At 45.7% G+C, this 25,331-nt stretch carries 27 protein-coding genes and 1 riboswitch; of the genes, 21 read left to right on the top strand and 6 right to left on the bottom strand.

The annotated features are described in order from the left end of the window. Positions 1-7 precede the first annotated feature (7 nt). The gene (locus M3630_RS01735) at positions 8-1,183 is read left to right on the top strand and encodes an acyltransferase (protein WP_251251014.1); all 1,176 of its coding nucleotides are present in this window, start codon (positions 8-10) and stop codon (positions 1,181-1,183) included. A gap of 61 nt (positions 1,184-1,244) precedes the next feature. Next, on the top strand, positions 1,245-2,144 hold the full coding sequence (locus tag M3630_RS01730; RefSeq protein WP_251251013.1) for a DMT family transporter: 900 nt from the start codon (positions 1,245-1,247) through the stop codon (positions 2,142-2,144). A 135-nt stretch (positions 2,145-2,279) separates the two neighbouring features. Here the strand turns inward: M3630_RS01730 and M3630_RS01725 are convergent, their stop codons facing one another. Continuing rightward, on the bottom strand, positions 2,280-3,587 hold the full coding sequence (locus M3630_RS01725; protein ID WP_232772947.1) for an aminotransferase class I/II-fold pyridoxal phosphate-dependent enzyme: 1,308 nt from the start codon (positions 3,585-3,587) through the stop codon (positions 2,280-2,282). A gap of 178 nt (positions 3,588-3,765) precedes the next feature. On the opposite strand from M3630_RS01725, the gene def reads away from it, so the two are divergent. The 3 genes from def (at position 3,766) to M3630_RS01710 (ending at position 5,587) form a co-directional block, all read left to right on the top strand. Further along, on the top strand, positions 3,766-4,326 hold the full coding sequence (def, locus tag M3630_RS01720) for a peptide deformylase (protein WP_221868505.1): 561 nt from the start codon (positions 3,766-3,768) through the stop codon (positions 4,324-4,326). Further along, positions 4,323-5,333 (top strand): homoserine dehydrogenase, encoded by a 1,011-nt coding sequence (locus tag M3630_RS01715; RefSeq protein ID WP_251251012.1) that lies wholly within the window; start codon positions 4,323-4,325, stop codon positions 5,331-5,333. The genes def and M3630_RS01715 overlap by 4 nt, the downstream gene beginning before the upstream one ends. 101 nt (positions 5,334-5,434) lie before the next feature. Further along, positions 5,435-5,587 (top strand): hypothetical protein, encoded by a 153-nt coding sequence (locus M3630_RS01710; RefSeq protein ID WP_251251011.1) that lies wholly within the window; start codon positions 5,435-5,437, stop codon positions 5,585-5,587. 64 nt (positions 5,588-5,651) lie between these two features. On the opposite strand, the gene M3630_RS01705 is transcribed toward M3630_RS01710, so the two are convergent. Next, positions 5,652-6,440, bottom strand: coding sequence for a CAP domain-containing protein (locus tag M3630_RS01705; RefSeq protein WP_251251010.1), 789 nt, complete (start codon positions 6,438-6,440; stop codon positions 5,652-5,654). Between the two features lie 7 nt (positions 6,441-6,447). Next, positions 6,448-6,604: riboswitch (cyclic di-AMP (ydaO/yuaA leader) on the bottom strand. 84 nt (positions 6,605-6,688) lie between these two features. Beyond that, on the bottom strand, positions 6,689-7,033 hold the full coding sequence (locus M3630_RS01700; RefSeq protein WP_251251009.1) for a rhodanese-like domain-containing protein: 345 nt from the start codon (positions 7,031-7,033) through the stop codon (positions 6,689-6,691). Between the two features lie 430 nt (positions 7,034-7,463). Between M3630_RS01700 and M3630_RS01695 the strand changes: the two genes are divergently transcribed. After that, positions 7,464-7,667, top strand: a complete 204-nt coding sequence (locus M3630_RS01695) for a cold-shock protein (protein WP_007729289.1) — start codon at positions 7,464-7,466, stop codon at positions 7,665-7,667. A 167-nt stretch (positions 7,668-7,834) separates the two neighbouring features. Here M3630_RS01695 and M3630_RS01690 read toward each other — a convergent pair whose 3' ends face one another. After that, positions 7,835-8,206, bottom strand: coding sequence for a hypothetical protein (locus M3630_RS01690; RefSeq protein WP_229088072.1), 372 nt, complete (start codon positions 8,204-8,206; stop codon positions 7,835-7,837). Positions 8,207-8,413: 207 nt separating this feature from the next. Between M3630_RS01690 and M3630_RS01685 the strand changes: the two genes are divergently transcribed. The 9 genes from M3630_RS01685 to M3630_RS01645 all read left to right on the top strand — a co-directional run bounded on the left by M3630_RS01685 (position 8,414) and on the right by M3630_RS01645 (position 18,281). After that, positions 8,414-9,136, top strand: a complete 723-nt coding sequence (locus M3630_RS01685) for a 2-phosphosulfolactate phosphatase (protein ID WP_251251008.1) — start codon at positions 8,414-8,416, stop codon at positions 9,134-9,136. 80 nt (positions 9,137-9,216) lie between these two features. Further along, positions 9,217-10,806, top strand: coding sequence for a catalase (locus M3630_RS01680; RefSeq protein ID WP_251251007.1), 1,590 nt, complete (start codon positions 9,217-9,219; stop codon positions 10,804-10,806). Positions 10,807-10,948: 142 nt separating this feature from the next. Continuing rightward, a complete protein-coding gene (locus M3630_RS01675) occupies positions 10,949-11,524 on the top strand; it encodes a TetR/AcrR family transcriptional regulator (protein WP_237898430.1) in 576 nt (191 codons plus the stop codon). 76 nt (positions 11,525-11,600) lie between these two features. Then, positions 11,601-13,715 (top strand): RCC1 domain-containing protein, encoded by a 2,115-nt coding sequence (locus tag M3630_RS01670; RefSeq protein ID WP_483298454.1) that lies wholly within the window; start codon positions 11,601-11,603, stop codon positions 13,713-13,715. Positions 13,716-14,051: 336 nt separating this feature from the next. Next, positions 14,052-15,962: a putative bifunctional diguanylate cyclase/phosphodiesterase gene (locus M3630_RS01665; RefSeq protein ID WP_251251005.1), complete on the top strand. Its 1,911-nt coding sequence runs from the start codon at positions 14,052-14,054 to the stop codon at positions 15,960-15,962. Positions 15,963-16,120: 158 nt separating this feature from the next. Continuing rightward, positions 16,121-16,579: a GreA/GreB family elongation factor gene (locus M3630_RS01660; RefSeq protein WP_047068594.1), complete on the top strand. Its 459-nt coding sequence runs from the start codon at positions 16,121-16,123 to the stop codon at positions 16,577-16,579. A 114-nt stretch (positions 16,580-16,693) separates the two neighbouring features. After that, positions 16,694-16,858 (top strand): hypothetical protein, encoded by a 165-nt coding sequence (locus M3630_RS01655; RefSeq protein WP_251251004.1) that lies wholly within the window; start codon positions 16,694-16,696, stop codon positions 16,856-16,858. Positions 16,859-17,214: 356 nt separating this feature from the next. After that, positions 17,215-17,403: an alpha/beta-type small acid-soluble spore protein gene (locus M3630_RS01650; RefSeq protein ID WP_007729278.1), complete on the top strand. Its 189-nt coding sequence runs from the start codon at positions 17,215-17,217 to the stop codon at positions 17,401-17,403. A gap of 335 nt (positions 17,404-17,738) precedes the next feature. Beyond that, positions 17,739-18,281, top strand: coding sequence for an NAD(P)H-dependent oxidoreductase (locus M3630_RS01645; protein ID WP_251251003.1), 543 nt, complete (start codon positions 17,739-17,741; stop codon positions 18,279-18,281). Positions 18,282-18,309: 28 nt separating this feature from the next. On the opposite strand, the gene M3630_RS01640 is transcribed toward M3630_RS01645, so the two are convergent. Then, positions 18,310-19,032, bottom strand: coding sequence for an EAL domain-containing protein (locus tag M3630_RS01640; protein WP_251251002.1), 723 nt, complete (start codon positions 19,030-19,032; stop codon positions 18,310-18,312). Positions 19,033-19,256: 224 nt separating this feature from the next. On the opposite strand from M3630_RS01640, the gene M3630_RS01635 reads away from it, so the two are divergent. The 6 genes from M3630_RS01635 to M3630_RS01610 all read left to right on the top strand — a co-directional run bounded on the left by M3630_RS01635 (position 19,257) and on the right by M3630_RS01610 (position 24,439). Further along, positions 19,257-19,871: a superoxide dismutase gene (locus M3630_RS01635; protein WP_173607704.1), complete on the top strand. Its 615-nt coding sequence runs from the start codon at positions 19,257-19,259 to the stop codon at positions 19,869-19,871. Between the two features lie 13 nt (positions 19,872-19,884). Further along, positions 19,885-20,544, top strand: a complete 660-nt coding sequence (locus tag M3630_RS01630) for a helix-turn-helix transcriptional regulator (RefSeq protein WP_251251001.1) — start codon at positions 19,885-19,887, stop codon at positions 20,542-20,544. Positions 20,545-20,752: 208 nt separating this feature from the next. Further along, a complete protein-coding gene (locus M3630_RS01625) occupies positions 20,753-21,616 on the top strand; it encodes a hypothetical protein (RefSeq protein WP_251251000.1) in 864 nt (287 codons plus the stop codon). A 99-nt stretch (positions 21,617-21,715) separates the two neighbouring features. After that, complete coding sequence (locus M3630_RS01620; RefSeq protein ID WP_173607701.1) at positions 21,716-22,501, top strand: CsxC family protein; 786 nt, start codon at positions 21,716-21,718, stop codon at positions 22,499-22,501. A 295-nt stretch (positions 22,502-22,796) separates the two neighbouring features. Further along, the gene (locus M3630_RS01615; protein WP_251250999.1) at positions 22,797-23,996 is read left to right on the top strand and encodes an MFS transporter; all 1,200 of its coding nucleotides are present in this window, start codon (positions 22,797-22,799) and stop codon (positions 23,994-23,996) included. Positions 23,997-24,073: 77 nt separating this feature from the next. Then, entirely contained in the window at positions 24,074-24,439 is a 366-nt protein-coding gene (locus tag M3630_RS01610) for a MerR family transcriptional regulator (protein ID WP_251250998.1), read from the top strand. 47 nt (positions 24,440-24,486) lie between these two features. Here M3630_RS01610 and M3630_RS01605 read toward each other — a convergent pair whose 3' ends face one another. Beyond that, entirely contained in the window at positions 24,487-25,245 is a 759-nt protein-coding gene (locus M3630_RS01605; protein ID WP_251250997.1) for an SDR family NAD(P)-dependent oxidoreductase, read from the bottom strand. Between the last annotated feature and the right edge of the window lie 86 nt (positions 25,246-25,331).

Below are 25,331 nucleotides of genomic sequence, written 5' to 3'. Positions count from 1 at the left end.
TTTGGTTATGGCTCGAAAAGAACGAATTGGTGAGTTGGATCTGATCCGGGCCTTTGCATTCTTGGCTGTGGTTTATCAGCATGTCATTGGTGTGTACATCCGTGAGCCGGGTCTGACAGAGCAGGTGTCGATCATCTACGGAATGTTGTTTCATTTGCTAAAATTCGCGGTACCAGCATTCATTTTCATCACGGGTCTTGTTTTGTTTTACAACTACGCTGAAAAAGTGAACTATATTTCCTTCACGCGTAAACGGATAACCGAGATTTTGGTCCCATATGGAATATGGTCGGTGGTCTATCTTTACTTGATGGAGAAGCCTTTGGGTGAGGGAGCAGCGTTCGTTTGGAATGTAAGCAAAAATTTCCTGACAGGGACATCCTCGTATCATCTGTGGTTCGTCGTGATGATTTTTCAGTTCTATCTTTTGTATCCGTTTTGGCAAAGAGTATTTGAACTTTTCCGCAGATTCGTGACAAGCCGCTTTCGTCTCGTTCTCGCTCTTGGTGTCACCGGATTGATTTATGGGGGCCTCATGTGGTTTTCAGCGCGGTACATCCCGGCGCACGGTTTTCGGTTCGATATGAATTTGCTTGATACGTATTTCATCAAATACCGTGATCGAAATGCGTTCTATTATTTCTATTACTTTTTGTTCGGTGGTTTGGTCGCCTTCACGTTGCCTGCATTTCGTGCCATGCTGAAAAGATACTGGTACTGGATCATCATTTCAGTTGGTGTCCTGTACGCAGTCATTGGCTATGAGCTTTTCCGTGAATCAGGGCAAGGCCAAATCAATTTAAACGAAGCGACATCCTTGAAACCGTCCATGTTCCTCTATACGATGGCTTGCTTACTGGCTGTGTACGCTCTCTGCCTATGGGTGAGCAAAAAGCAGTCCAAATGGACACATTGGTTAGGACTCCTTGGGAAGTATTCGTACGGAGCTTACTTGATTCATGCGCTGATCTTGACATACTTGATGAAGTTTTTACGCGAGCTTCAGCTATTTCACACGGGCGTGTGGGGGAGTATGGTAGCATTCGTCTTGTGCTCCATTCTTTCATTTGCCGTATCATATGGGCTGGGAAAACTACCGTTTGGTTCCTGGCTGGTAGGGGCAGCAGAGAAAACGACAAAAAAGGTCCCGTCCTCTCAAAAAGAATGGCAAAACGCAGGGTAATCACAGGCAGTTTGGCCAGATGCAGAGAATTGTTGGAGCTTGAAGGGAGAAGCGAGACGTCATGCTGTTAGCTTATATACAGTTAGCCGTGGCTATGGCCTTGGTCGGAAGCAATATCTCCATCGGAAAAGAAATTGTTTCCCATGTTCCCGTGTTTTTGTTTTCGGAGCTGCGCTTTTTGCTCGCGATTGTCATCCTATTGCCGTTGCTCGCTATGCGTGGGGAATGGAAAATGTCTTGGAGCCGTGAGGAAGGCAAGGTGTTGTTCTGGCAGTCGTTTTTCGGCGTTTTTTTGTTTAGTATTTGCATGTTGTACGGCGTTCAGTGGACGACTGCTACTGCAGCCGGTATCATTACGAGTACGGTACCTGCCTGCATCGCTTTGTTTTCGTTCTGGATTCTCAAGGAAAAATTACACGCCAACAGCTTAGTGGCGATCGGTCTTTCTGTGGGCGGCATCGGCTTCATTACGTTCACAGGAAGCGGAGGGGAGCAAAACTGGGTAAGCATGCTTGGCAATTTGCTCGTGTTTTTTGCGGTCGTCAGCGAAGCGCTTTTCACGATTTTCGCCAAAAGACTGTCTGGGAAAATTACGCCTTTTCAAATGACGACTGCGATTAATGTCATCAGCTTTGTCTTGTTTCTTCCGTTTGCGATCTGGGAAAGCTTGCGGTTTGATTGGAGTGCCGTACCTGCACATGTATGGTGGCTTCTTGTGTACTATGCGTTTACGGCCAGCGTCTTATCTTTCATTCTCTGGTACAAAGGAGTGGAGAAGGTGGAGGCTTCCAAAGCGGGACTGTTCACCGGAATGATGCCGATAAGTGCTGCTCTCGTGGCTGCCTTTTTCTTGAACGAAGCATTTACTTGGATGCATGGGGTGGGAATGATCCTGGTGCTCGCCTCCATTTTTATCGGAACACAGCAGCCTCGTCGTATGCGTTCGTCGATTGAAAGCTAATAAAATTGCATGATGGAACAGGTCTCGGAAACCCTCGTATTTATACTTCTTGGGTATTCGGGGCCTTTTTTGAAAGAAAACGGAAAAGCGCCCTGACACGAGGTCAAGACGCTTGTTCAATAGAGCTAGTTACATTTATTTGGTCAATGCCTTTTCCAAATCTTTCACACCGCTGTAGACTAATTCGAACAGGTCTGCAATGTTTTCTTCTTCAATGCAAGAGAAAGCGATACGCAAATCGGTTTGACCGAGAGCGATTGTACCTACGCCATACTGTTCCAGCAAGTGCTGGCGCAATGCTTCCGCTTCGACAGTCTTTAGCTTGAGGCACATGAAGTAGCCGGAGTTGAATGGATAGTAGGTCCACACGTCATCGTATTTACCGCTGTCGAGCACTTCCTTGGTGCGGTTGGCGCGGCCTTTCATGATATCGAATTTCTCCTGCTTCTGTGCTTTGTACTCCGGTGCAGTGATTGCCTGCAGGACGAACGTTTGGGAAGGATGTGATCCGCTGGAAAGAGTCGCACGAATGATTCCCATTGTCTTCTGCTCCAAAGCGCTGAGCAAGTCGCTGGATGGGGATGCATACGTAATGAAGCCAACACGGAAGCCCCATACGTAATCCTCTTTAGTAGCCCCATCTACTTTTACAGGCAGAATGCGAGGGTGAACGTCGCACAGGCTAGCGAAGAGAGATTCGTGCATCGAATCCTCGAAGAACAAGCCGAAGTACGCGTCATCCGTTACGGCAACAATGTTGATCCCAGCCTCTGCGCCTTCTTTTAGTGCAGCGACGATTTGTTTTCCTTCCTCTGGACCTGGTGTATAGCCAGTTGGGTTATTCGGGAAGTTGAGTACGACGATGGCTTTGCCTTTGTCTTTTTGTGCGAGAATGGCATCACGCAAAGCAGCAGCATTAAATTTCATCTCGTCGTTATACAATGGGTAGTAGACCATTTCCGCACCACGGCGGATCGAAAACGTAAGCTCGTAGTTTTCCCAGTTTTTGTCCGGGATGATGACGCTGTCGCCGCTGTCAGCGAACAAGTCAGATACGATGCTCAGACCATGGGTCAATGCGTTTGTAACGATTGGGTTGCTAAACGTATGATTAGCCAGTGCAGGCTGTTCCTCGATCATTTTTTTACGCCATGCTGCACGCAGCTCAGGCTTTCCTGCAGGGGGAGCATATTCGTAAATGTCTTTTGGCTGGTAAGCAGACAGGTTATCCTGGATGACCTTAAGGTGCATCGGTTGACCATTTTCCAGTGCAATCCCGATGGTTGCATTGTACTTTTTCGCTTTTGCTTTCGCTTCTGCCGACTGGCTGAGAATCCCCTCTTTAGGGAAATAAATCAGCTTGGCGATATTGGATAGCATTTCATACACGTGCGGGTTTTCTCGTTGGATGGTTTCGTTCAGCGTTGATGCTAATGAATGCATGGTAGCCTCCCTTTTCATATACAAACATCTATCTTTACCAATAAAGATAGCGTATCTACATGCATTTGTCACCCTTGCCCAACGGGATATTTCAGATTTTGTAAGGTTCCTTTTGACAGCGAGGACCTGATTTGCTACCTTGAAATCGAAAACTGACTAATGCGGGAGGGAGAAGCAAATGGCTGAACGCAGGATCGTTCGCCTGGGGGACCCTGTCTTGCGTGAAACTTCAAAAAGAGTACTATCCATTACTCCGCAGGTCGAAAAGATATTGGATGATATGGCCCAAACGATTTACGCTGCGAAAGGTCGAGCGGGCTTGTCTGCGATCCAGATTGGCATCCCGGAGCGTTTAGTCGTGATGGATTGCGGCAGCGGCTTGATTGAACTAATCAATCCGGTGTTGGTGGAAAAATCCGGTGAGCAGGTAGGGCTAGAAGCTTGTCTTTCGATACCAGGTGTTTTTGGAATCGTTCGTCGGGCGAATTATGTCAAAGTTCAGACGCTGAACCGCCAAGGACAAACAAAGACAATCGAAGCGGAAGATTTCCTGGCTCGGTGTATTCAGCACGAGATGGACCATTTGGAAGGAATATTGTTTATTGATCATACGGAAGAGCTCTACTCAGCGAAAACAGGAAAGAAACTGAATCGCAAGGATTTGCTCCGGATACAAGATAAAAGTAGAAAAAATGGTGGAAATAAGCGACGCATAAACAGCAAGGAGATTGACTCATGAAACGTTGGAACATTATGTTAACAGGCTTCGGAACAGTAGGACAGCAGGTGGCTCGACTGCTGGAGCAGCGAAGGGAGAGGTACCGCGAGCTATATCAAGCGGATGTCAGACTCGTGGGAGTCGTTCGTTCAGCTTCCGGCCTCTACGATGAGAACGGAATCGATTCGGGAAAATGGGCAGACTATGCTCATACAAAACAAACAAGGAACCCATCTTGGAACGCGCTGGAATTTATCAAGTCAGCTCAAGCAGACGTGCTCATCGAGGCAGGTCCATCTGAAAAAGAGGGCGGACCCGGTCTTACTTTTATTCGTTATGCTTTGGAGAATGCCATGCATGCGATCGCCATTTCAAAAGGCGCACTTGTAGTCGATTATGCTGGCTTAGCCGCTCTTGCCAAAAAACATGGCGTCGCATTGAAAGTGAGTGGAGCAACAGCAGCAGCTCTGCCGACGATCGATCTGTTGCAGTATAACCTGGCAGGCTGTGAAGTAAAACGCGTCGAAGGTATTTTTACGGGAACGACAAACTTCGTGCTCACAAAAATGTTGGAAGAGGGGCTCACCTGTGCAGAAGCAGTCGAGCTCGCTCAGAAGATGGGGATTGCCGAACCGGACCCTTCCTATGATATCGATGGATGGGATACAGCTTCGAAGCTCACGATCTTGGCAAACGCTGCTTTTGATGCGCAAGTAAAACTAACCGATATAACACGCGCAAGTATTCGCGAAATAACCTCGTTACAAATCGAGGCGTGGAAAAAGCACTCGAAGATTCCCAAGCTGATCGGAACGATCCAAAAGGAAGCGAATGGCACGGTATCTGTCGCAGTAGATTTATGTGCGGTGGATCTTACCCATCCATTTGCATCTGTATCTGGTACGACAAAAGCCATACGGGTAGAAACAGATGTCATGGGGGATTTATTGGTCGTTGGAGGAAAATCAGATCCTGTGGCGGCAGCGGCGGCTGCCTTAAAAGACCTTGAACATATTATTAGCAGATAGGTTCATTTGCATGTGCTTCCAGTGTTCCTTAGGAATGAGTCGTTTAGAACCGCGTGCATACTAGGGATGTACCACCAATAACGGTGAGGGGGGCCATACGGATGAAACAATCGTCTGATGTCAATGCCGAGCTGCAGCAAGTATCTGCTTACCCAACGAAGCAAGAAATGAATCAAAAGGATGTTGCTTTGCTCAATGAGCAGGAAAGCTGCTGTACCCCCAAAAAACAGGCGGCAGAAGCGCAGCGAACGTAACGCGTACACGAAAAAGCCGGGTCTCGATTACGAGACACCGGCTTTTCGTTTATCAAGCAGTGTTCTACCCGATAAATTCTTGTACCCAGTAGCCATTTGTGAAGCCTACACCAATTTTTGTGAAATCAGGGTTCATAATGTTTTGGCGGTGGCCTTCACTATTCATCCATTGTTGCATAACTTCTTGTGGACTCTGTTGACCCATGGCGATATTCTCGCCTGCAGTCGAGTACTGAATGCCATACTGCTTCATCATGTCAAATGGAGAACCGTACGTTGGACTGTTGTGGTCAAAATAGTTGTTAGCAGACATATCTTGTGCTTTTGCCAACGCTACTTTGGACAGTGCCGCATCCATTTGAACAGGTTTGAGACCTGCTTTTGCACGTTCTTGGTTCACCAAATCCGCGACTTGTTTCGCAAAATCACCAGTTTTAGCTTCATCCGCTTGATTTACCGGAGCGGCAGGCTGAGTGACATTATTGCTAGGTTGTGCTGGTGCCGTTTGAACTGGTGCTGGTTGTGCTGGAGCTTGTTGTACGGGTGCTGGTTGGAAAGTTCCTGGTTGAATCGGGCAAGGTTGTACAGGTGTTGCTTGTCCTTGCTTAACAGGTTGCATTGGCTGTACTGCTTGTGGCTGGCTAGGAACAAAGCCTTGTTTTTGGAAAAAGTTAAAGAACTGTTGTGCATTTGGTGCTTTTTGGAATTGTCCCATATTTTGACCCGCATTGAATTGGAATTGTCCGTTCTTCAATGGGCAGTTAGATGCTGCGGAAGCAGAAGAAGCAAACCCTGTCAAAGCCAAGCCCAGACCAAGAGTCATCGCGATTGTAACAGAACCAAAACGTTTCATTAAACAAATCTCTCCTTTTTTTGGCCTACGAGGTTAGTTGTCGGATTCGGATTGAGGAAACAACCCTACGCCAGTTCGGCGATTCACCCCAATGTGGAATAACTCATCCACAAAAAAGTCCCCCGCACTTCCTTTTCAAGAGGAAGTCTCGGCTTATTTCGTTTGGCATGAACAACGATATCAGACAATCCCAATCGAAATAAAGGAGTAATATATGGCAACTAGCTAGAATCGTTGATAAATTAGGCTCATTTCGCTTCGTTTGATTGTTCCTTCCATGCAGTTAAGCCGCCTTCCAATGCATTCGCATGAAAACCATGCTCACGAAGCAGAGCCGCAGCTTTTTGAGCTTTGTTACCTGTTGTACATAAGGTAACGATCTGCACATTTTGCGCGAGTTTTTCGGTTTCTTCATCAAGTGGCTTGTCCTGTTCCTTCATAAGAAGATAAGGGACGTTTCGCGCCGACGCGTTTTCGTGAACGAGGCTGCCGGAAATAAATTTCTCGGCGTCGCGTACGTCCAATAAAAGTACAGGCACTTTCTTTTCAAGCATTTCGGATAATTGAATGGTTGTCAAAATATGATTTTCCAATGTAATCCCTCCCAATCCTATTGTAACAGAGTACCGCTTCGTCCAGAATAAGGCTGAACGGTTGCTTTTATTGGACAACCATGGTAGAATGAGGTTGCTACTTGGAAAATTGATACCTAATCATTCATCGAGGTGTTTGTATGCTGATGGATAACATTTTTGAATCCCCGATTCACACTGGCGCGGTCATCGGAGCCGCAAGGATGGAAGAGAGGAAGGGCTTTCATTGTTTTAGGTTTTCAAAAGGTTTAGTTTTTAATTTTGCAGTTCCGTCCTATGACATTCGCATATTTGCTGAGTAAGTAAAATTCACATATCATGAAGGCGTATCACAGCACATGATTTGGTATTTCTTCATGATATGTGAGCTTTATTTGCTTCGGTAAATATGACTAGCATATTCAAATTGAATTTTTGGAGGTTTTTTTAGATGCAAACGAACGGAACAGTAAAATGGTTTAACGCAGAAAAAGGTTTCGGTTTCATTCAAGTAGAAGGCGGAGACGATGTATTCGTACACTTCAGCGCAATCCAAGGTGACGGTTTCAAAACTTTGGACGAAGGTCAAAAAGTTCAATTCAACATTGTTCAAGGCAACCGTGGCCCACAAGCTGAGAACGTAGTAAAACTGTAAGTCTCCTTTTAAAAGAAACTGTCCTTTCGAGGGCAGTTTTTTTGTCGTGAGAAAATAGAAGTAAAAAGGCGTTGGGATAGTCCCCAGCGCCTCTTCGTGCATGCGAATCATTAAAAAAGGAACTATGGCGTCCCACCATAATTCCTCATTTTCTTCCTGCAAAATAGTTAAATACAAGTTTCGATATCGACAGTTTGGAATTGACTGTCAAGAACGGTAAGACCAACAACTTGACCGCCGCCGATAGAAGTACGGCCATAAGTGGTGAGAAGGACATTTCTGTTGTTTTCTGCTACGGTAAGGCGAACTTCATAGTGGAAAGAAGCGGGGACAAGCGCATTGAAAGCAGTGCGAGTATTCGCAGGGATAAATTGCGTAATGTCAAGCAAGGTGCTAACTGGATTCGTTTGCGTAACGGCGTTACCCCAGTTCAATACTTGCACACGTACTTCAACCTCTTCTGTGTTCAGGTTTACCAGGTCGAGGTGAGCAGTGACAGCTCGGGCGAGGTTATTTTGCAAAATACCAGTCGTTCTCACCGTATTTCTTCTTGGGCGTCTGTGATTTCTGCTTTCAGTATTACCTTGATCGTCGTCGTATTCGATTTCAGACATCCATGTTCACTCCATTCTTGTGTAATCTAGTGGGACAATAATACGATATTGTTTCTTGTCTTGATTTGTAACGGCGAACGTAAGGGGACGAGTAACTATTTTTGATAGAGGACGGTGGAGGGTTTGGGAGAAATGCCTGTATACAAGCAACTAGACTATACGGCTCGATTTGATTGGGGATACGAAGGGGTGGAACAGGTCGGAGCAGCATCGGATATGATCGTTATTATCGATGTACTCTCGTTCAGTACGTGTGTAGATATCGTAACGGGACGTGGGGGTATCGTCTATCCTTATCTGGTACAGGATGAGTCAGCCATTGCATTCGCCAAACAAAAAGCAGCGCTGCTCGCTGGAAAACGCGGCGAACCAATCTCCCTTTCGCCAGCCTGTCTGAAAACGGTTCCGGTGGGAAGTAGAGTGGTGTTACCCTCACCAAACGGATCGACCTGTACCGTGTTGGCAAAGAAAACCGGGGCGAGGGTGGTCGCCGCGTGCTTGCGTAATGCGCCATCCGTAGCAAGATACATACAACAGCAGAAAGGAACGATAACGGTCATTGCTTGCGGTGAACGGTGGGGAAATGGAGCATTGCGACCCGCTATTGAGGATATGATTGCGGCAGGTGCGCTGCTTCACGAACTAGAGAGGTATCGTTTGTCACCAGAGGCTGAAATGGCGGTGGCAGCCTTTCGATCTGCTCAAGGTCTTCTTCCCGCTTACTTGCAGAAGTGTGCTTCCGGCCAAGAACTGATCAGTATGGGCTACCTGGAAGATGTCTCACTGGCAGCGGAATGGAATCAGAGTGGCTCAGTTCCAGTGCTTAACGATGATTTTGCGTACGAAGCGATTTAGTCTTTTCGCATAAAGAATCCCTCATTCGGTAACCATGGTTATGAACCACACATGAGAAAAACTGGACAGGGAGGATTCATATGGATGACAGCAGAAAGTCCATCAACCAGGCAGAAGAAAATATCCTGACGAATCGTCAAGGCCATCCGATCACAGACAACCAGAACTTGCGGACAGTTGGAAATCGCGGGCCAACCGTTCTGGAGAATTACGACTTTCTTGAAAAAATCACGCATTTTGATCGAGAGAAAACACCTGAACGTGTCGTGCATAGTCGAGGTGCAGGAGCACATGGCTTTTTTGAAGCGTATGGAACCGTAGGTGATGAGCCAGTTTCTACATACACGAGGGCGAAGCTGTTTTCGGAGCGTGGGAAAAAAACGCCTGTGTTTGTGCGTTTTTCTACGGTTAATCATGGCACGCATTCGCCCGAAACATTACGCGATCCACGTGGGTTCGCGGTGAAGTTTTATACAGAGGATGGGAACTGGGATCTGGTTGGCAATAACCTCAAAGTTTTTTTCATTCGGGATGCGATGAAGTTTCCTGATCTTGTACATGCATTCAAGCCTGATCCTGTCACAAACATCCAGGACGTGGAACGGATCTTTGACTTCATCTCGAACACGCCTGAGGCTATGCATATGATTACGTTTTTGTTCTCCCCGTGGGGAATACCAGCGAACTATCGGCAAATGCAAGGCTCTGGCGTAAATACGTACAAGTGGGTAAACCATGAAGGCAATGCGGTCCTGATCAAGTACCATTGGCAGCCGTTAGCGCAAGGGATAAAGAATTTGACACAAAAACAGGCGGAAGAGATCCAAGGGAAAAACTTCAATCATGCCACACAAGACTTGTATGAAGCGATTGAGCGAGGAGAATATCCAGAGTGGGAATTGTGCGTCCAGATCATGAGTGATGACGATCATCCTGAGCTCGATTTTGATCCGCTTGATCCAACGAAAATATGGCCCGATGATCAGTTCCCGTTTCTTCCGGTAGGCAAAATGGTTTTGAACAAAAACCCGGATAACTATTTTGCTGAGGTCGAGCAAGCAGCTTTTGGGACAGGTGTTTTAGTGGATGGACTGGATTTTTCTGATGACAAGCTCCTGCAAGGAAGGACCTTTTCTTACTCCGATACGCAACGCTATCGGGTCGGCGCCAACTATTTGCAGCTTCCGATCAACGCGCCCAAAAAGCATGTCGCTACCAATCAGGAAGGCGGCCAAATGCTGTATCGAGTGGATCGGACGCAGCGGCATATTAACTATGAGCCATCAACGATTGGCGGATTGCAGGAAGCCAAGCAAGCAGCTCCTGATCATCAGCCAGAAGTGGAAGGGAAGGTCGTTCGTCAAAAAATTGATCGCACCAACGATTTCAAACAAGCGGGAGAACGTTATCGCCTCATGGAAGACTGGGAAAGAGAAGACCTCATTGCCAATCTGACGGATGCACTTCTCTCCTGTGATCCTCGTATTCAAGAGAAAATGCTTGGCTACTTCTCGCAATGTGACGAAGAGTACGGTCAGCGTTTGAAAGCTGGAGTTGCACAGGGCAATGGCGGAAATAGCAAAGAGATGGGCGGACCGATGGGGGCAACAAATCCTGGAGCGGCTGTCAAGGAAGCCGAACAACGGTCCCGTCCGTCCAAGCCTTACTGATGACCCGAGAACAACATTACCGAATGAACAGTGGAGCTTTGCTAAATCCATGGCAAAGCTCTTTTTGTATCCTGTTGCAATTTTACTTAACAATCAGTAGGCTAAAACGTATCGGATTGATTTACCAAAGGAGACGTCATTCATGTCAAAAGATAATAAAACACATCAACATATTGTAGATGCAGCCTTTCAATTGTTTGCGGAGCATGGGATTGAAAAGACAAGTCTAACGATGATTGCTACTGAAGTAGGGATCACGAAGCCTGCGATTTACTACCACTTTGCATCAAAGGAAGCACTTCTCGATTATTTGTTTGATCAACTGTTTGGAAACTATACATTCTCCCATTTTTTCACCGTTACAGATTTTACAGCTGACAATTTCGCGGAACTCCTTATCGAAACTGGGTTGAAGCTATTGCCGAGCGAGGAAGAGGATTATGCGGTTTTACGTGTCTTCAATCAATTTCTGCTGTCTGTCAGTCAAAAAGAGAAGTACCGAGACAAGCTGCGTCTGATGCAAGAAGATTTTTTGCAGGGCTTTACCTCCTTACTGGAGCGAGGGATAGAGTTAGGTGTCGTCAAACCTGATCGTGTCGTAGCAAAAGCTCATATTCTAGCACTCGTCGTCGATAATATCAGTAATTACATGCTGATGGGAATTGAGCTAGATCAGAGGGAAATCTGGACTGAAACAGTGGGAAGCGTACTAAAGTAATCGAAAAACAGTGACGCAATTCGAGTTTCCAGCGTCTTACAATTGTTTACATTAGACGATGGCGAGGAGATTCATGATGGTACGAAAAAAGAAATGGGTAGCACTGTTGAGCTATACCGCGGTACTCTCCCTATTGACGACGGGTGGGGTCTTTGCTGCATCCCCTGCGAAGGTAGCTTCCCATAAAGTAGAAGCTTCGGTTGATGCGAAGGGCAATACCGAGGTGAAGCTACAGGCTTGCAGTCAAGATAATGCGAAAGCGGATCTTTCGAGCATAACGACGAAATTCTGGAAACCGTTGGAAAATAAGCCGGTACTGGAAGGGATTACTTCGATTGCAACAGGCGTCATTTTTGATGAAGCAGGCTATGGGTGGAGGCCAGGCATTTCTTATGCCTTCACCGAGGATGGGGAAGTGTGGAAATGGGGCTTTCAATCTGACAAGAAGTATGAACCGCACAAGCTAGCCGGGATCAAAGATGCTAAGCAAGTCATGACGGATTATGTCCTCACGAGCGCCGGTGAAGTATGGCAGATCGATGAGAAGAAAGCACCAGAAAAACTGGCCGGTCTGGACAAAATCAAGAACATTCAGCAGATCGACCTTCATGACGGCGTACTCTTTTTACTGAAAGAAGACGGTACTGTATCGAAATGGGAAAAAGGAGCGAAAGCAGCCGAAAAGGTGACGAAGCTCTCGAATATCCGTGACATGTATAGCTCAGCTTTTTCCTTGTTTCTAGTAGATGACCAAGGGAAACTGCTTTATCTCGATGGCAAATCCGGAGAGCTGAACACAGAAAATCTGCAGGTCATGGATATCCCCGGGAAAGTCAAACAGATAGCCATCGATTATACGGATCGCGCCTTGATCCAAACAGAAAAGGGCGAAATGTACAGCTACAATGCAAAAGAAAATGAAAAAGTAGTGCGTGCTGCTCATGCAGATGGTGCGATGCGGATGGCAGTTGGCGGAGAAGGATTGTATTTGATCGTAAAAGCGGACGGAACGGTTTGGGGTTGGGGACATAATACCCTTGGAATGATCGGTGCGAATCTGGATAATGATCTGGAGGAGCCTGTCAAAATAGCAGGTCTTTCAGATATTACAGACGTAAAAGCTGGTACCGACCATGTGATTGCTCTCGATAAAAAAGGAAACGTCTATTCATTTGGCAGCAATATGACAGGACAGCTGGGGAGAATTCCTGTTACCTTTGACAAATGGACAGAATTTGGCGAATTACGTGATGTAAAACAGGTAGTAACTGAGCTGGATCAACCGTACTTCGTTCGGAAGGATGGTTCTGTATGGAGTTTTGGCGCAGATCGAGTGCCATATGAAGTGAAAGGACCTACCAAAGTAAAAACGATGGATACTATCCTGGATTCTCCGGTTACCTTGAATGAGAACGGACAAATCCAGTTGTGGACCAGTAAATTTAGCAATTGTGAGACATTGGCGTTGCCTTCTCGCATCAAGGATTTTGTTGGTGGGGAGGAGCATCTCTTATTGCGTACGGAAGATGACCAATTCCTGACGGTAGAATTCAGCTTCGATTCCGCAGAACGCGGAGGGGTATATGTCATCACGAACTTGCGCCCACAAAAAGTGGAAACCCTCCAAATCGATTCAAAAATGGCAGCAGATGTGACCAAGCTTTATGCTAATCTTTATACGTTTTTTGCTGTGACGAAAAATGGTCAGGTATTATACGCAGAACGGAAGAATGATGAGCCGTTCACTTCATTTGCGCAAATAGTAGGTTTGGAAGGTATTCGTGAGCTAGCACCTGAGTACTTTGTCCGTTATACAAAGGATATCGCATCAGTTTGGGCAATCAATGATGCAGGCAAGGTTCAGGAAATTCAGGTTTACCCTGAGAGCGAAGGAAAAGATGCAGGAGCTATCAAAGTGAAGCTGGAACCCAAATCGGAAGAAGGCATTGCCATGATGAGCGGACGTTTGCGAATTACCAAGGATGGGCAAATATTCGAACATGATTGGGAACCACTTCAAAAGCAAAAAGTGGCGGCTCCCGTTAGACTGATTTCCTCCTCGTACAACTATGCGATCGAAGGACCAGGCTCTCATTATCATGTGCTGGTTACTGAAGATGATAAGATCGTATTAATTGGCAATAATCCATACGGAAAAGGTGAGCATCAACCGGGTATGGTCAGACAATAAAAGACGGGGAAGAGACGGCACAGTGGGAGCATTCATTTTCCACTGTGCTTATTTTTTGCCGTTTTTATAATGAAGGTGATCTGGCGAGATCATCCAGCGACAGCGGAGCAAATAATTGAGCGTTTAGCTGACGCATTTGAAAATCCTGAAAAAGTAGCGTGAACATTCAAGTTTGTACATAAATCGTACAGACTTTTTCCTTTTCACCGAGAGGTAGATTCATCATTGCCATGGATAAACATGGGAGGACAATGTAGAATTATGTCGAATGTATATTTGTGAATAAGCATGAGCCTATACGCACGTTGGTTCTATGGAAAAGGAGAATCTATGTAAATGCAGAAGTCATCAAATTCGTCCAAAGAAAACAGCGCTGCATGCTGCCAACCGTCGAATTCGCCGGCAAACGATTCTGCACGGATATTAATAGAAGGAAACACCGAAGTTATCGCACAAATGAACATGATTAACTTGACGGAAGAGGATTTGCAGTTAATCGCAGCGTTTCGCCCTGTCATTGAGACTGAAATTGAGCAGATTACTTCTTCTTTTTATGAATCGATTCTCCATGTGGACTCTTTGAAACAAATTGTGATAGAGCACACTACCGTTGAACGATTACGTCAAACCTTAAAAAATCATTTAATCGAGATGTTTGACGGCCGGATCGATCCTGCCTTCATTGAAAAACGCATGAAGATTGCGATGGTCCATCGAAAAATCGGGCTTCCTCCCAAATGGTACATGGGTTCTTTTCAAAACCTATTAGGTACACTCATGCGAATAATAGATGATCGGAAAGACGTTAATCCTGACTCAAAAAAATTGGTTCATGCTATTACAAAGCTGCTCAGCTTTGACCAGCAATTAGTTTTGGAGGCTTACGAAGACCAGACACGTATGCTGGAGCAGCGTGCCAAGTCGATGATCGAATATCAGGCGTTCCACGATGAACTAACCGGCTTGCCGAACAGAAGAAAGCTCCATCAAGCCTTGCAGGAAGCGATTGGCAGCAATAGCGAACAGGGGACGCGATTTGCGGTGCTGGTACTGGACATCGATCGTTTTAAAATGATCAATGATTCTTTGGGCCATACGTACGGGGATCGCTTTTTGCAAGAAGTAAGTGATCGGATCAAAAAAAGCGCGGAAGGATTCGATGTGACGATTGCCCGTATGGGTGGTGATGAGTTCACACTGATCTGCCAAAATGTCGAAGATGATCACGGGTTTTCGACGTTGGCTGATCGGGTGGTCAAGGAAATCGAGATCCCCTATCTCTTGCAGGGAAAAGATTATTATGTCTCGGCGAGTATTGGTGTCGCGGTGTATCCCGATCATGGATGCAGTGAGGAGCAATTGCTCAAAAATGCTGATGCTGCCATGTACGAAGTGAAGAAAAACGGGAAGAACGGATTTCAGTTTTTTACCAATGAGCTCGATGACCAAGTGTTGATGCGTATTGAACTGGAGAGGGATTTGAGAAAAGCGGTAAAGAATGACGAGCTGGTTTTGTACTACCAGCCACAGATTCAAACGGGGATCAATCTGCTCATTGGCGTGGAAGCGCTCGTCCGATGGAATCATCCGACAAAAGGAACCCTGTCACCTGGCGTGTTTATCCCGATCGCGGAAGAAACGGGCTTGATCTTTGAGATAGGCACGTGGACATTAAAGGAAGCCTGCAAGCAAATGAAAAAATGGCATGAGGCGGGTGGACCCTTGATTCCCGTTTCAGTCAATCTGTCCTCTCGTCAGTTCCACCAACCCAATCTCGTAGGCTATATCCGACAAATCCTTGTGGAGACTGGACTCGAACCGCAGTACTTGGAATTGGAAATAACGGAAAGCATGATGATGGACGCAGAGCTTTCCACAGAAATTTTAAAGGAATTGCACGAATATGGCGTGAAAATTAGTCTGGACGACTTCGGAACAGGTTACAGCTCGCTCAGCTACCTCAAGCTGCTACCCATTCACAAACTAAAAATTGATCGTTCGTTTATTACAGATATCACGATGAATCCGAGTGATCAGGCGATCGTCGCAACGATCATTTCCATGGCGAAGCATCTAAACATGAATGTCATTGCGGAAGGAATCGAGACGCAGGGACAGTTAGATTTTCTCACAGAGAATGCTTGTAAGGAAATCCAAGGGTATTACTTTAGCCACCCACTACCCGCAGCGGAAATGGAAGAAGCACTCTTCATGCCAGTTCGCGAGCGTTTTGACCATCCTTTGTAAAGCATTTCTAAACAGTCGATGGAATCATTTTGAAATTATTGATACAATGATAAGAGTCCCTTCGGGGGCTATTTTTTTAAGGAGGGTTTTTCCGATGATGAAGAATATTACGCTCATCAAACATGTTTATGAAAAGCAACTGGGGGGTGAAATCTACTATGAACCCTAGTATTTTGAACGGCACCAGAAATCATCTGATCAACCAGCTTGTCTTTTTTGACGAGCAGTATTCACTTTTTTACGATCAATATGTACGCAATTATGGGAAAGAAAAGCAAGCCATCGATGAGATTGTCGAGCGTTACAAGCAAACACTCGAAAGCCTTTTGGCAAAAGAAGACAGCGCACTCTTTCAATCGCTTAAAGCAATTACGTTATTAGGCAGCAGCGTTAAAGTGCTATTTGAAGAAGATCAATTTGAGGAGTCATTTACTGTGGTTTATCCCACAGACATTGACCCGGATAACAACAGAATTTCATTCTTATCGCCTATAGGCAGGCAACTGCTGCTAGCGGCTCCACACGATTCTGTTGTGCTGGAGAGCCCTGTTGGCAGGCAACAGGTGCAGGTTCGGGAGATAAGCTTTACATATATGGGGGGATTCTCGTCACCTTAGGAATCTACCCATCACAAAGATCATGTGAGAAGACACTAACACGAGGTTAGTGTCTTTTTGTCCATTCTAGTAAAATACAAGAAAAGGAAGCCGTGGATACAGGGGGGAAAGACGATGAAAATCATAGCCTGTCCAACATGTGAGCAAGACGTGCAATGGGATATGAATCGCCTGCAGAAGCTTGGGGAGCGATGGGTGATGGCTTGCGAAAAATGCGGTGATCAGTGTTTCAGCGGAAGAAAAGGAAATGATTCTTGGAGGCATACGATTGACGGATGAGTATGTACCGGATATCATCAATGCTTATTCGACTGTTATTCCTCGTAAGTAAATGCCACTCGACACCCAAATCGATGGAAAGGATAAACGAGCAAATATACTTCGAGAATCTGATTGTTTTTAGGGAGGATGATTGCTTTGGTATGTCATACAAAGAAAGAGATAGGTGTGGAGCATCGTATGGAAGAAAAAATTACTCTTATATCTACAAGAATCCATCTAATATTGAAGATGAAGAGTTAGTCAGTTGGGCTATTGATCTGGATTAATCGACAATCGGAGCATGTTTGAATACGCTACCATAATCTGCACATACTACCATTCACGAAAACAATCAAAACCTGAGGTGAACAGCAATGGCACGTTCGAATTCCCTGGTGTATGGACAAGCTCGTGCAGCATTAGATCAATTAAAGTACGAGATCGCTGCTGAATTTGGAGTCGAGTTGGGAGCAGATACGTCAGCACGCCAAAATGGCTCTGTCGGCGGAGAGATGACGAAGCGTTTGGTACAATACGCGGAACAGCAAATGTTTCGACTGTAATCCCTCCTTGTGGGGGATTTTCTTTCGCTTACATTTGACCGAAATATCGCGTATAGGATTTTCTCCTACTCATGCGTATCTCATGTTGGCTGTTAACGAAAAGGAAAAGGTAACCCCGACTCAATTGGCGCAAACTCTTCACATGACGCCATCAAAGATTACTCGTTTTGTCGATCAGGTAAAATCAGTCACACAGATGATTCACGAAATAGTCGAAATGCTGGAAGGGAGCAAGTCGGAGTCTGGATTCCAGCATTTGTAAGTTGCGGGATAGTTGACAGTGTCCTAGACTTTTGTCAATTTGTATGTACAAACCAAATTTTTGGAGGATTTCCATGAAAACTCTCGTCATCGCAGTACACCCTACCATGTCTCAATCTCGAATCAATCGAACATGGAAGGAAAGAATACAACAAGAAGAAAGTGTAACGGTTCACGATTTATACGCTGCCTATCCGGATTTTCAGATCAATGTTGAACAAGAGCAAAAGCTGATGCAAGAGCACGATCGTATCGTTTTTCAATTTCCGCTTTACTGGTACAGCACACCGGCCCTGTTGAAACAGTGGCAGGATGTTGTGTTGACGTATGGTTGGGCTTACGGATCTGAAGGAAACAAGCTGCATGGAAAAGAGCTTCTCCTCGCGATTTCTACGGGCGGACCTGAGGAAGCTTATCAACGTGATGGATACAACTACTATTCCATCAGCGAATTGATCAAACCGTTGCAAGCGATGGCAAATTTAACGGGAATGAAATTCTTGAAACCATTCTTATTCCAAGGGGTATCGGGGGTTTCGGATGAGCAAATTCAACATAGTGCAGAAGAATATGTTGCTCATGCACTGAACGCTTCCTTGGAGCCGATAGGAAAATAGTCAGACACGAGAGACGATGAGAAAGTTATCATCGTCTTTTTTGTGTTGCTTGAAGTGGTTCGGGGTGCCCCAGCAAAAAACCTTGACCAACAGGTACCCCAAGTGCCAAAGCGACAGCTAAGTCCTCTGGTTCCTCGATTCCTTCCAGTACAAGCTGAATATGATCTTGGCAGTATTGGACGAAAAGCGAGACGAGCTTTTGCTTATTCGGCATGGAGGACAGTTGATTGCCGAAGTATCTGTCGAGCTTAACGATATCTGGTTCATATTCCACGATCTTTTTTAATGACGCGGCACCTGAGCCGACATCATCTAATGCGATCAGGAATCCATGCTGACGCAGCTCACGTATTTTTTTCCCCAACAATCTTAACTCCCACATCTTGTCTTCTTCATTGGTCTCATTGATTTCCAAGACAATTCGACGGTTCCACGATCCAAATAGGCCCTCGGTAACAAACGATAGGAAAGCGGGGTTCACCAACGTAGAAGGAAACACATTGATGAACAAATATGGGGCATGATTGTTGGAAGTCACATTCGTAAAGTAAGATTCAATCGCTTTTTTCATCGACATGGTATCCAATTCAAACAAGTGTCCTTCTTCACGAGCTTTTCGAAAAAGGAATTCTGGTGAGTGCTGTGTAGAGGAACGAAGAAGTGCTTCGTACCCGAAAAAATGTCCTGTCGCCAGATGCACCAGGGGCTGAAAAACTGGATATAGTGATTCCTTTGCCAATACGACGTTCATGGAATCATATTCCTTCCTGCACGAAATATTTTACTTGAGGAAAAATTGTTTCCTTAAGGAAAGATGATTTGTCGATATTTTACAACAGAGAGGTGTTGTTTGCAATGCAAGCCTCATGTGAAATTAAATTTTGCATTAGAGAAACAAATTTGGATGTATACAAAATATTTTTCATCTTGTAAACTAGGCTTGTAATCGACAATCAAGATTGGAGGAAATAGGAAATGGAAGCCTTTACGTTACCGGAACTGCCATATCGTTATGATGAGCTGGAACCTTACTTGGATGCGAAAACGATGGAAATTCATCACGGAAAGCATCATGCTACGTATGTGGCCAACTTAAATAAAGCCTTAGAAAACCACTCGCAGTTCAGGAATGCCTCGGTCAAAGAACTAATCAGTAACTTGCAGGATATCCCGGAAGACATTCGCATGGCAGTTCGAAATCATGGGGGCGGGCATTATGGACACAGCTTGTATTGGTCGATCATGAGTCCGACTGGCGGCGGGAAACCAACAGGGGATATTGCGAAAGGAATCGACAAGTATTTCGGAAGTTTTGAGAAAATGAAGGATGAATTGACAAAAGCATCTGTCAGTCGTTTCGGATCAGGATGGGGATGGCTCGTCGTCAACGGAGACAAGTTGGAAGTGATGAGCACGCCTAATCAGGATACTCCTTTTATGGAGAAGAAAACGCCTATATTGGTCGTAGATGTGTGGGAGCACGCGTATTACTTGCAGTACCAAAATAAACGTCCTGATTTTGTCTCTTCGTGGTGGAATGTAGTCAATTGGGAGGAAGTCAATCGTTTGTATAACGAAGCAATCCGCTAAGGCAGGTCCATTAATGAACAGACACGCAGTTTATTTTCAAGAACAGGAAAAACGTCGAGAAATTTTGGTGTTGCTTAAGAAGCGCCGCTCGGTCGATGTCCAGGAACTGTCTAAATATCTCGGCATAACAAAAGTCGCAGTACGTAAGCATTTAGATGTTTTGCATAGGGAACGGTATATCGAGTCTCGAATGGTTCGTCAGCGAACAGGCAGACCAGCCTATGTGTATCATCTATCGAATACTGCTGAACAACTATTTCCGCGTCACTACAGCGAGTTGGCTACAGAGATGCTGACGGGCATTCAGGATCTGTATGGGGAAGCTTTTGTCGATCAATTATTTGAGAAGCGGATGGCACGGATGTTACAAAACTATCGGGAGGTAATGAGAGGACAAGGTTTTGACCAGCGAGTGAAAACGTTGGCAAGCATACAAAATGAAGAAGGATACATGCCTCACTTGGAAAAAGTCGGGGATGGTTTGTATACGCTTGAAGAAGCGAATTGCCCTCTCTTACAGGTAGCTATTCGCTATCGCCAAGCATGTCGATGCGAGCTCTCCTTGTTTGAGTCGCTAGTAGACGCGCATGTAGAGCGTACTTCGTGTATGGCGGAAGGACAAGTAAAATGCCATTACCTGATTAAAGAAAAGCTCAGCAATGATGAATCGTAAGGAGCAAGACATCCGTTACAAGGGCGGATGTCTTTTTGTTGTAAGCAAGGAGTTGATTGGTCGGTGATTCATAATTTTGCAGGTTATGCGGGATAAGGTTTGCCATGGGAAGACAAATTGTTTACCCGAAGGGCAAGTGTCTATACAACCAGACGGGCGATCACGTATGGATAAAGAGAGGCGTATTTTGATGGAAAGGAGTGAGGACATGCCGATCGACAAGAAAAATCCTAAGAATAAAAGACCAATGCCAAACCAGCGAGGCTCCTTGCAAAAGTCGAGAGCATCACTCCCGCTCCTCTTTGTCGCACCGAAGGAACAGATGCGGTCTCTGGAAGGTGCCACAGATAAGCAGAAAATGTATCGCTCCAAGAAACCAAAGGGGAAGCGAAAACAAGCACCTCCACCTCCGGTCAAGCAGATAATAACTACCGAACAAGTGCCACCTGTTGCAGCTACGACCCCACCCCCTATGAATGCCAAGGATCGTACGCAAGAAAACAACAGTTCTCTACAAGAACTGATTCAAGCAAAAGTAGTCTACGTGGAAAACGCGGGTCAATCGTTCATGCAGGTTGCTTTTTTAGAAGAAATTTGGGACGTAGAGTGGGTACATTCCTTACGTGTCCCCTGGAAACTCGAGTGGAAGGAAGTGGAATGCCAAAGTAAGATCCATGTCCAGCACGTTCGACACGATGATAGCAAAAAGATTGTCTGGCTGTCAGGTGAGTTGGAAATCAAGGGGGTGGGGGTCACTGTCCATTCGCAAAAAGTAGAGCATGAAACGATTCGCATACCCTTTACTTCTACAGTATTACGCCCTTCTTTGCCCAAAGAAAATGCAGGAACAAGCGCAATTCTTCTCACAGGACCAGCTTGTCCGATTAATAGATGGGTAGAGACAGGGGACTGGCAAATCAACCTCACAGCAGAGCCTCTCACCCATTCGCAATCAGAATGGAAGGAGTTCAGCGGCTTGGCAACCATTAGCGGTCGTGTATGGTGGTATCGGAAGCAGCTGGTTCCCGTTCCGCCTCCATACATAACGAAAAAGGTAAACAGTCTTTTCTAGAAAAAAGGGCAGATAACGCTTGGCATCAGCCAAATCCATATTGTGTCTAGTCCATATAATATAAAGAGAGTAGGTGGCTGATAAAGGAGTGAGAGTAAAATGGGTATACATGGCGATGGCTGTAAATGTGGCCAAACTCAAGTGACGCAAAACAGCTGTACAGTGGAAAATGCCCGAGTGTTCGGAATGGCTTCAACCGAAACCACTTTTCCTAAAACGATTAAAGTACCTGTAACGTTGGCAGAAACGGCTGTTGTCGTATGTGTCGAGGCTAATGTCCATTTGGAGAGGCCTGCCCTTGAGATCATTCGGGTATTGAAGAGTGTCATTCTGGAACAATGTGAGCTGGTTCCCACATTTAACCCGCTGTCTGCAAAGCTGTTCGTCAGCGGTTTTATTCGAAAAAATATCGAGTACACCACAGTCGATCAAGTAACGGGAACTGCTGTATGCGGTGATGTACGACATACAACAGCACTGATACCATTCGATTTCTGTACGGACCTGACCTTTCCTGCTACAGGACCGACTTTGCAACTGGCACCAGATTTCGAGTCACACGGAGAATATTTGAATAAATCAGGTCACGCGGCAAAGATTAACGTAGGTTTGTTTGGCAACCGAAAAGTTTACAATGAGAGACCGTATTGTGAGCTGTTATTCACGGAATTCACCGAATTAGATATCGGTTTGGAAAGTAAGCGGTGCAAGGACACAACCAAAACATTCTCGACCGTTCGTGAAAAAATCGTTCTGCGTATTGGTCTAAAAGTTTTGCAAGATCAACAAGTTCCTATTCCAACGACCCCACCACCGACACCCCCACCAAAACCGACATTTCCGCCACCTTGCAAACCGATATGTCCACCTAAGAAAAAATGGTAGTAAAGCTGTAGGAAAAGAAACATAGAAGAAGGGCGAATGAGACTTCCGGTAGCGTGATTACATGCTGAATGGTAGTCTCATTTTGTTAGGCGTGATAAAAAATGTTAAATATGAAATGAAACGCAGGAAGTGAGTGAGGTCAGCTGTGACGATGGATGGAAAGGATTTATTTAAACAAAGCGACAAACAAAATCCGTTACGGAGCATAAACTCTCCGTTCTCAGGTAGTAGCGGTCACGCAATTCTCTTACGATTTTGATGAAAAGCGTTCGCTATGGAAGGAGAAGGATGTGCGATGATTCGAATCCGTTTTAGTATATTTTTGAGTGTATTTGTGGCGATGGTGGGATTGATGATTATTGCTCCCGTAATGCCGCCGCTTATCCGTGAATTAGGCCTGAGTGAAATTCACTCTGGCATCATTATTTCACTCGGTTCAATTGCAATGGCTGTGATGGCACCTGTATGGGGGCGGTTAAGCGATCTGAAAGGAAGGAAAGCTGTCATTGTCATTGGTTTTTTCGGAATGTTTATGAGTTATGTCCTGTTCACAGCGACCATGTATGCAGGATTATCACAGGTAATAAGTGGCGGGCTTCTCGTTGGATTGCTCATTGTGGCACGCGGATTGATCGGTATGTTTATCCCGGCAGTTCCATCTGCTGCGCAGGCGTACATAGCGGATGTAACTAACGAAAAGGGTAGGGCGGCAGGAATGGCTTTAATCGGTGCAGCCAATGGGATGGGGCTTGTTCTGGGTCCAGCGATTGCTGCAGCCTTTGCACTGATCGGTCTGATTTGGCCGTTATACATAGGCGCACTGTTGCCGCTGGTCGCATTGAGCATCGTGTCCTTCTTAATTCCGGCTCAAAAACCCATCATTCACGAAAAACCTCCTAAGGTGAGTCCTTTTCAAAAAGGCCTTCCCCTATATTTGTTTGCCGGTTTGGCAACGATGCTCAGCATTATCACCTTACAAGTCGTTGGAGGGTTTTATTTTCAGGATCAGTTGTCTTTAACAACAAAGGAAACCGCCAGAATGTTATCAGTAGGACTTATGATTTCTGGCATAGCGATGATTGTCACACAAGGACTGCAAATGAAAAATCCTAAATGGCAACCAAGATCACTCATACTTTTCGGGGCGGTGCTCTTAATCATCAGCTTGTCTCTCTTTCTTTTCTTCATCCATGTGATCGTCTATGCCGCGGCATTTTTCTTGTTTGGTGTAGGAACTGGGCTCATGATGCCAGGATTTATGGCAGGAGCTTCGCTTGCCGTTGATCGTGAACAGCAAGGAGGAGTTGCGGGGCTTATGGCATCGGTCCAAGGAATTTCCGCTGTCATCGCACCGATTCTCAGCACAAGTCTTTACCAGTTGAATAAGTATCTGCCTTTTGCCGTAGTAGGTTTATTTGTGATGCTGATGGGAGCAACATTGCTTTTCGTCAAAAGCAGATCAAAGATCAACGAAAATACAAGGATAGATTCGTAATCAAAAACGATATGGATACACTGACATTCTGGCATATAATTGGGATAGCAATTTCTTACGAGGAGGATCTATGCTCCGTGAAAATAAGCGAATTATCCCAATTAACGAATGTCAGTACCCGGTCGATCCGTCATTATGAAGAAAAGGGCTTGCTACAGGCAGAACGACTGGAAAACGATTACCGCTATTTTAATGAATCGGCAGTCAAACGTGTCAAAATGATTCAACTGTACTTGAAGCTGGGGTTGACCGCGGATGAAATCAGGACGGTCTTCAGAGGGGAAGTGGCAGCTCCCGACGATTACGAATATTGCGAGGAAATGCTGGCGATCTACGAACAAAAGCTCAGCAAAGTGAACGAACAGATGGAGGCACTCCAAGAGTGGAAAAAAACGCTGGAGAGGCAAATAGCTATTACACGTGGTAAAAAGGTTACGAGTTAGTTCATAGTCACGGCCCCGAAGCGATCAGCTGCTCCGGGGCCGTCTTTTTACAAGGAATGCAAGTTTTGCCCGATGCCACCATCCACAGTTAGCCTCGCACCAGTCGTAAAGGTAGCGTCAAAGGCGAGGAAAAGCACCGCTTTCGCCACTTCTTCTGACGAACCATGACGTTTCATGGGTGTAACCTTGTCACCAAGCTCCTGGAAGGTAACGCGTTCTGCATCCGTGAAACCGGCAACTCCCATGGAAGGCGTATCAATGAAACCGGGACTCACGACATTGACGCGAATACCTTTGTCTAGCAACTCAACCGCAAACCCGGAGGCCAAGGAACGCAATGCCGCTTTGGATGCACTGTATACGCTCATGCCGGGGTAGCCGCCTTCATCCGCTACGGAAGATGTAAATACGATGGAACCTCCTTCATGAATTAGCGGCGCCAAGCGCTGGACGGTGAAAAATGCCCCTTTCGTATTTACCTCAAAAATCCGATCGTAGGTCTCTTCAGTGACTTCCAAAAACGATTCCAGAATAGAAGTACCTGCATTCACATGGAGAAAATCGATCTTGCCAAAATGCTTTTCAACATAGTCCCCGAATGCTTGCACATCCTTCATGCTCGATACATCAGACACCACAATATGTGCCCGTTCGCCCAGCTCACGTTTTGCTTCCTCGGCATTTTTCGGATTACGACCAGAGACGATGACCTCGGCGCCGCCTGTCAGCAATGCTTTTGCCACAGCCAAGCCCATACCATGTGTACCTCCAGTTACGACTGCTTTTTTCCCTGTGTAGTAGGTCATTTTTGTTCCTCCTTGAGTGAATGAGATCTCTTTCAGGATGTAGTCTAAACGTTCACGCTAATGTGAAAGTCAAGGGGTTATGGAGA

Source organism: Brevibacillus sp. MER 51, assembly GCF_023714195.1.
Classification (GTDB): domain Bacteria; phylum Bacillota; class Bacilli; order Brevibacillales; family Brevibacillaceae; genus Brevibacillus.
The sequence above is the reverse complement of the archived record's forward strand: the minus strand, read 5'-3'. Positions and strand labels throughout refer to the sequence as shown.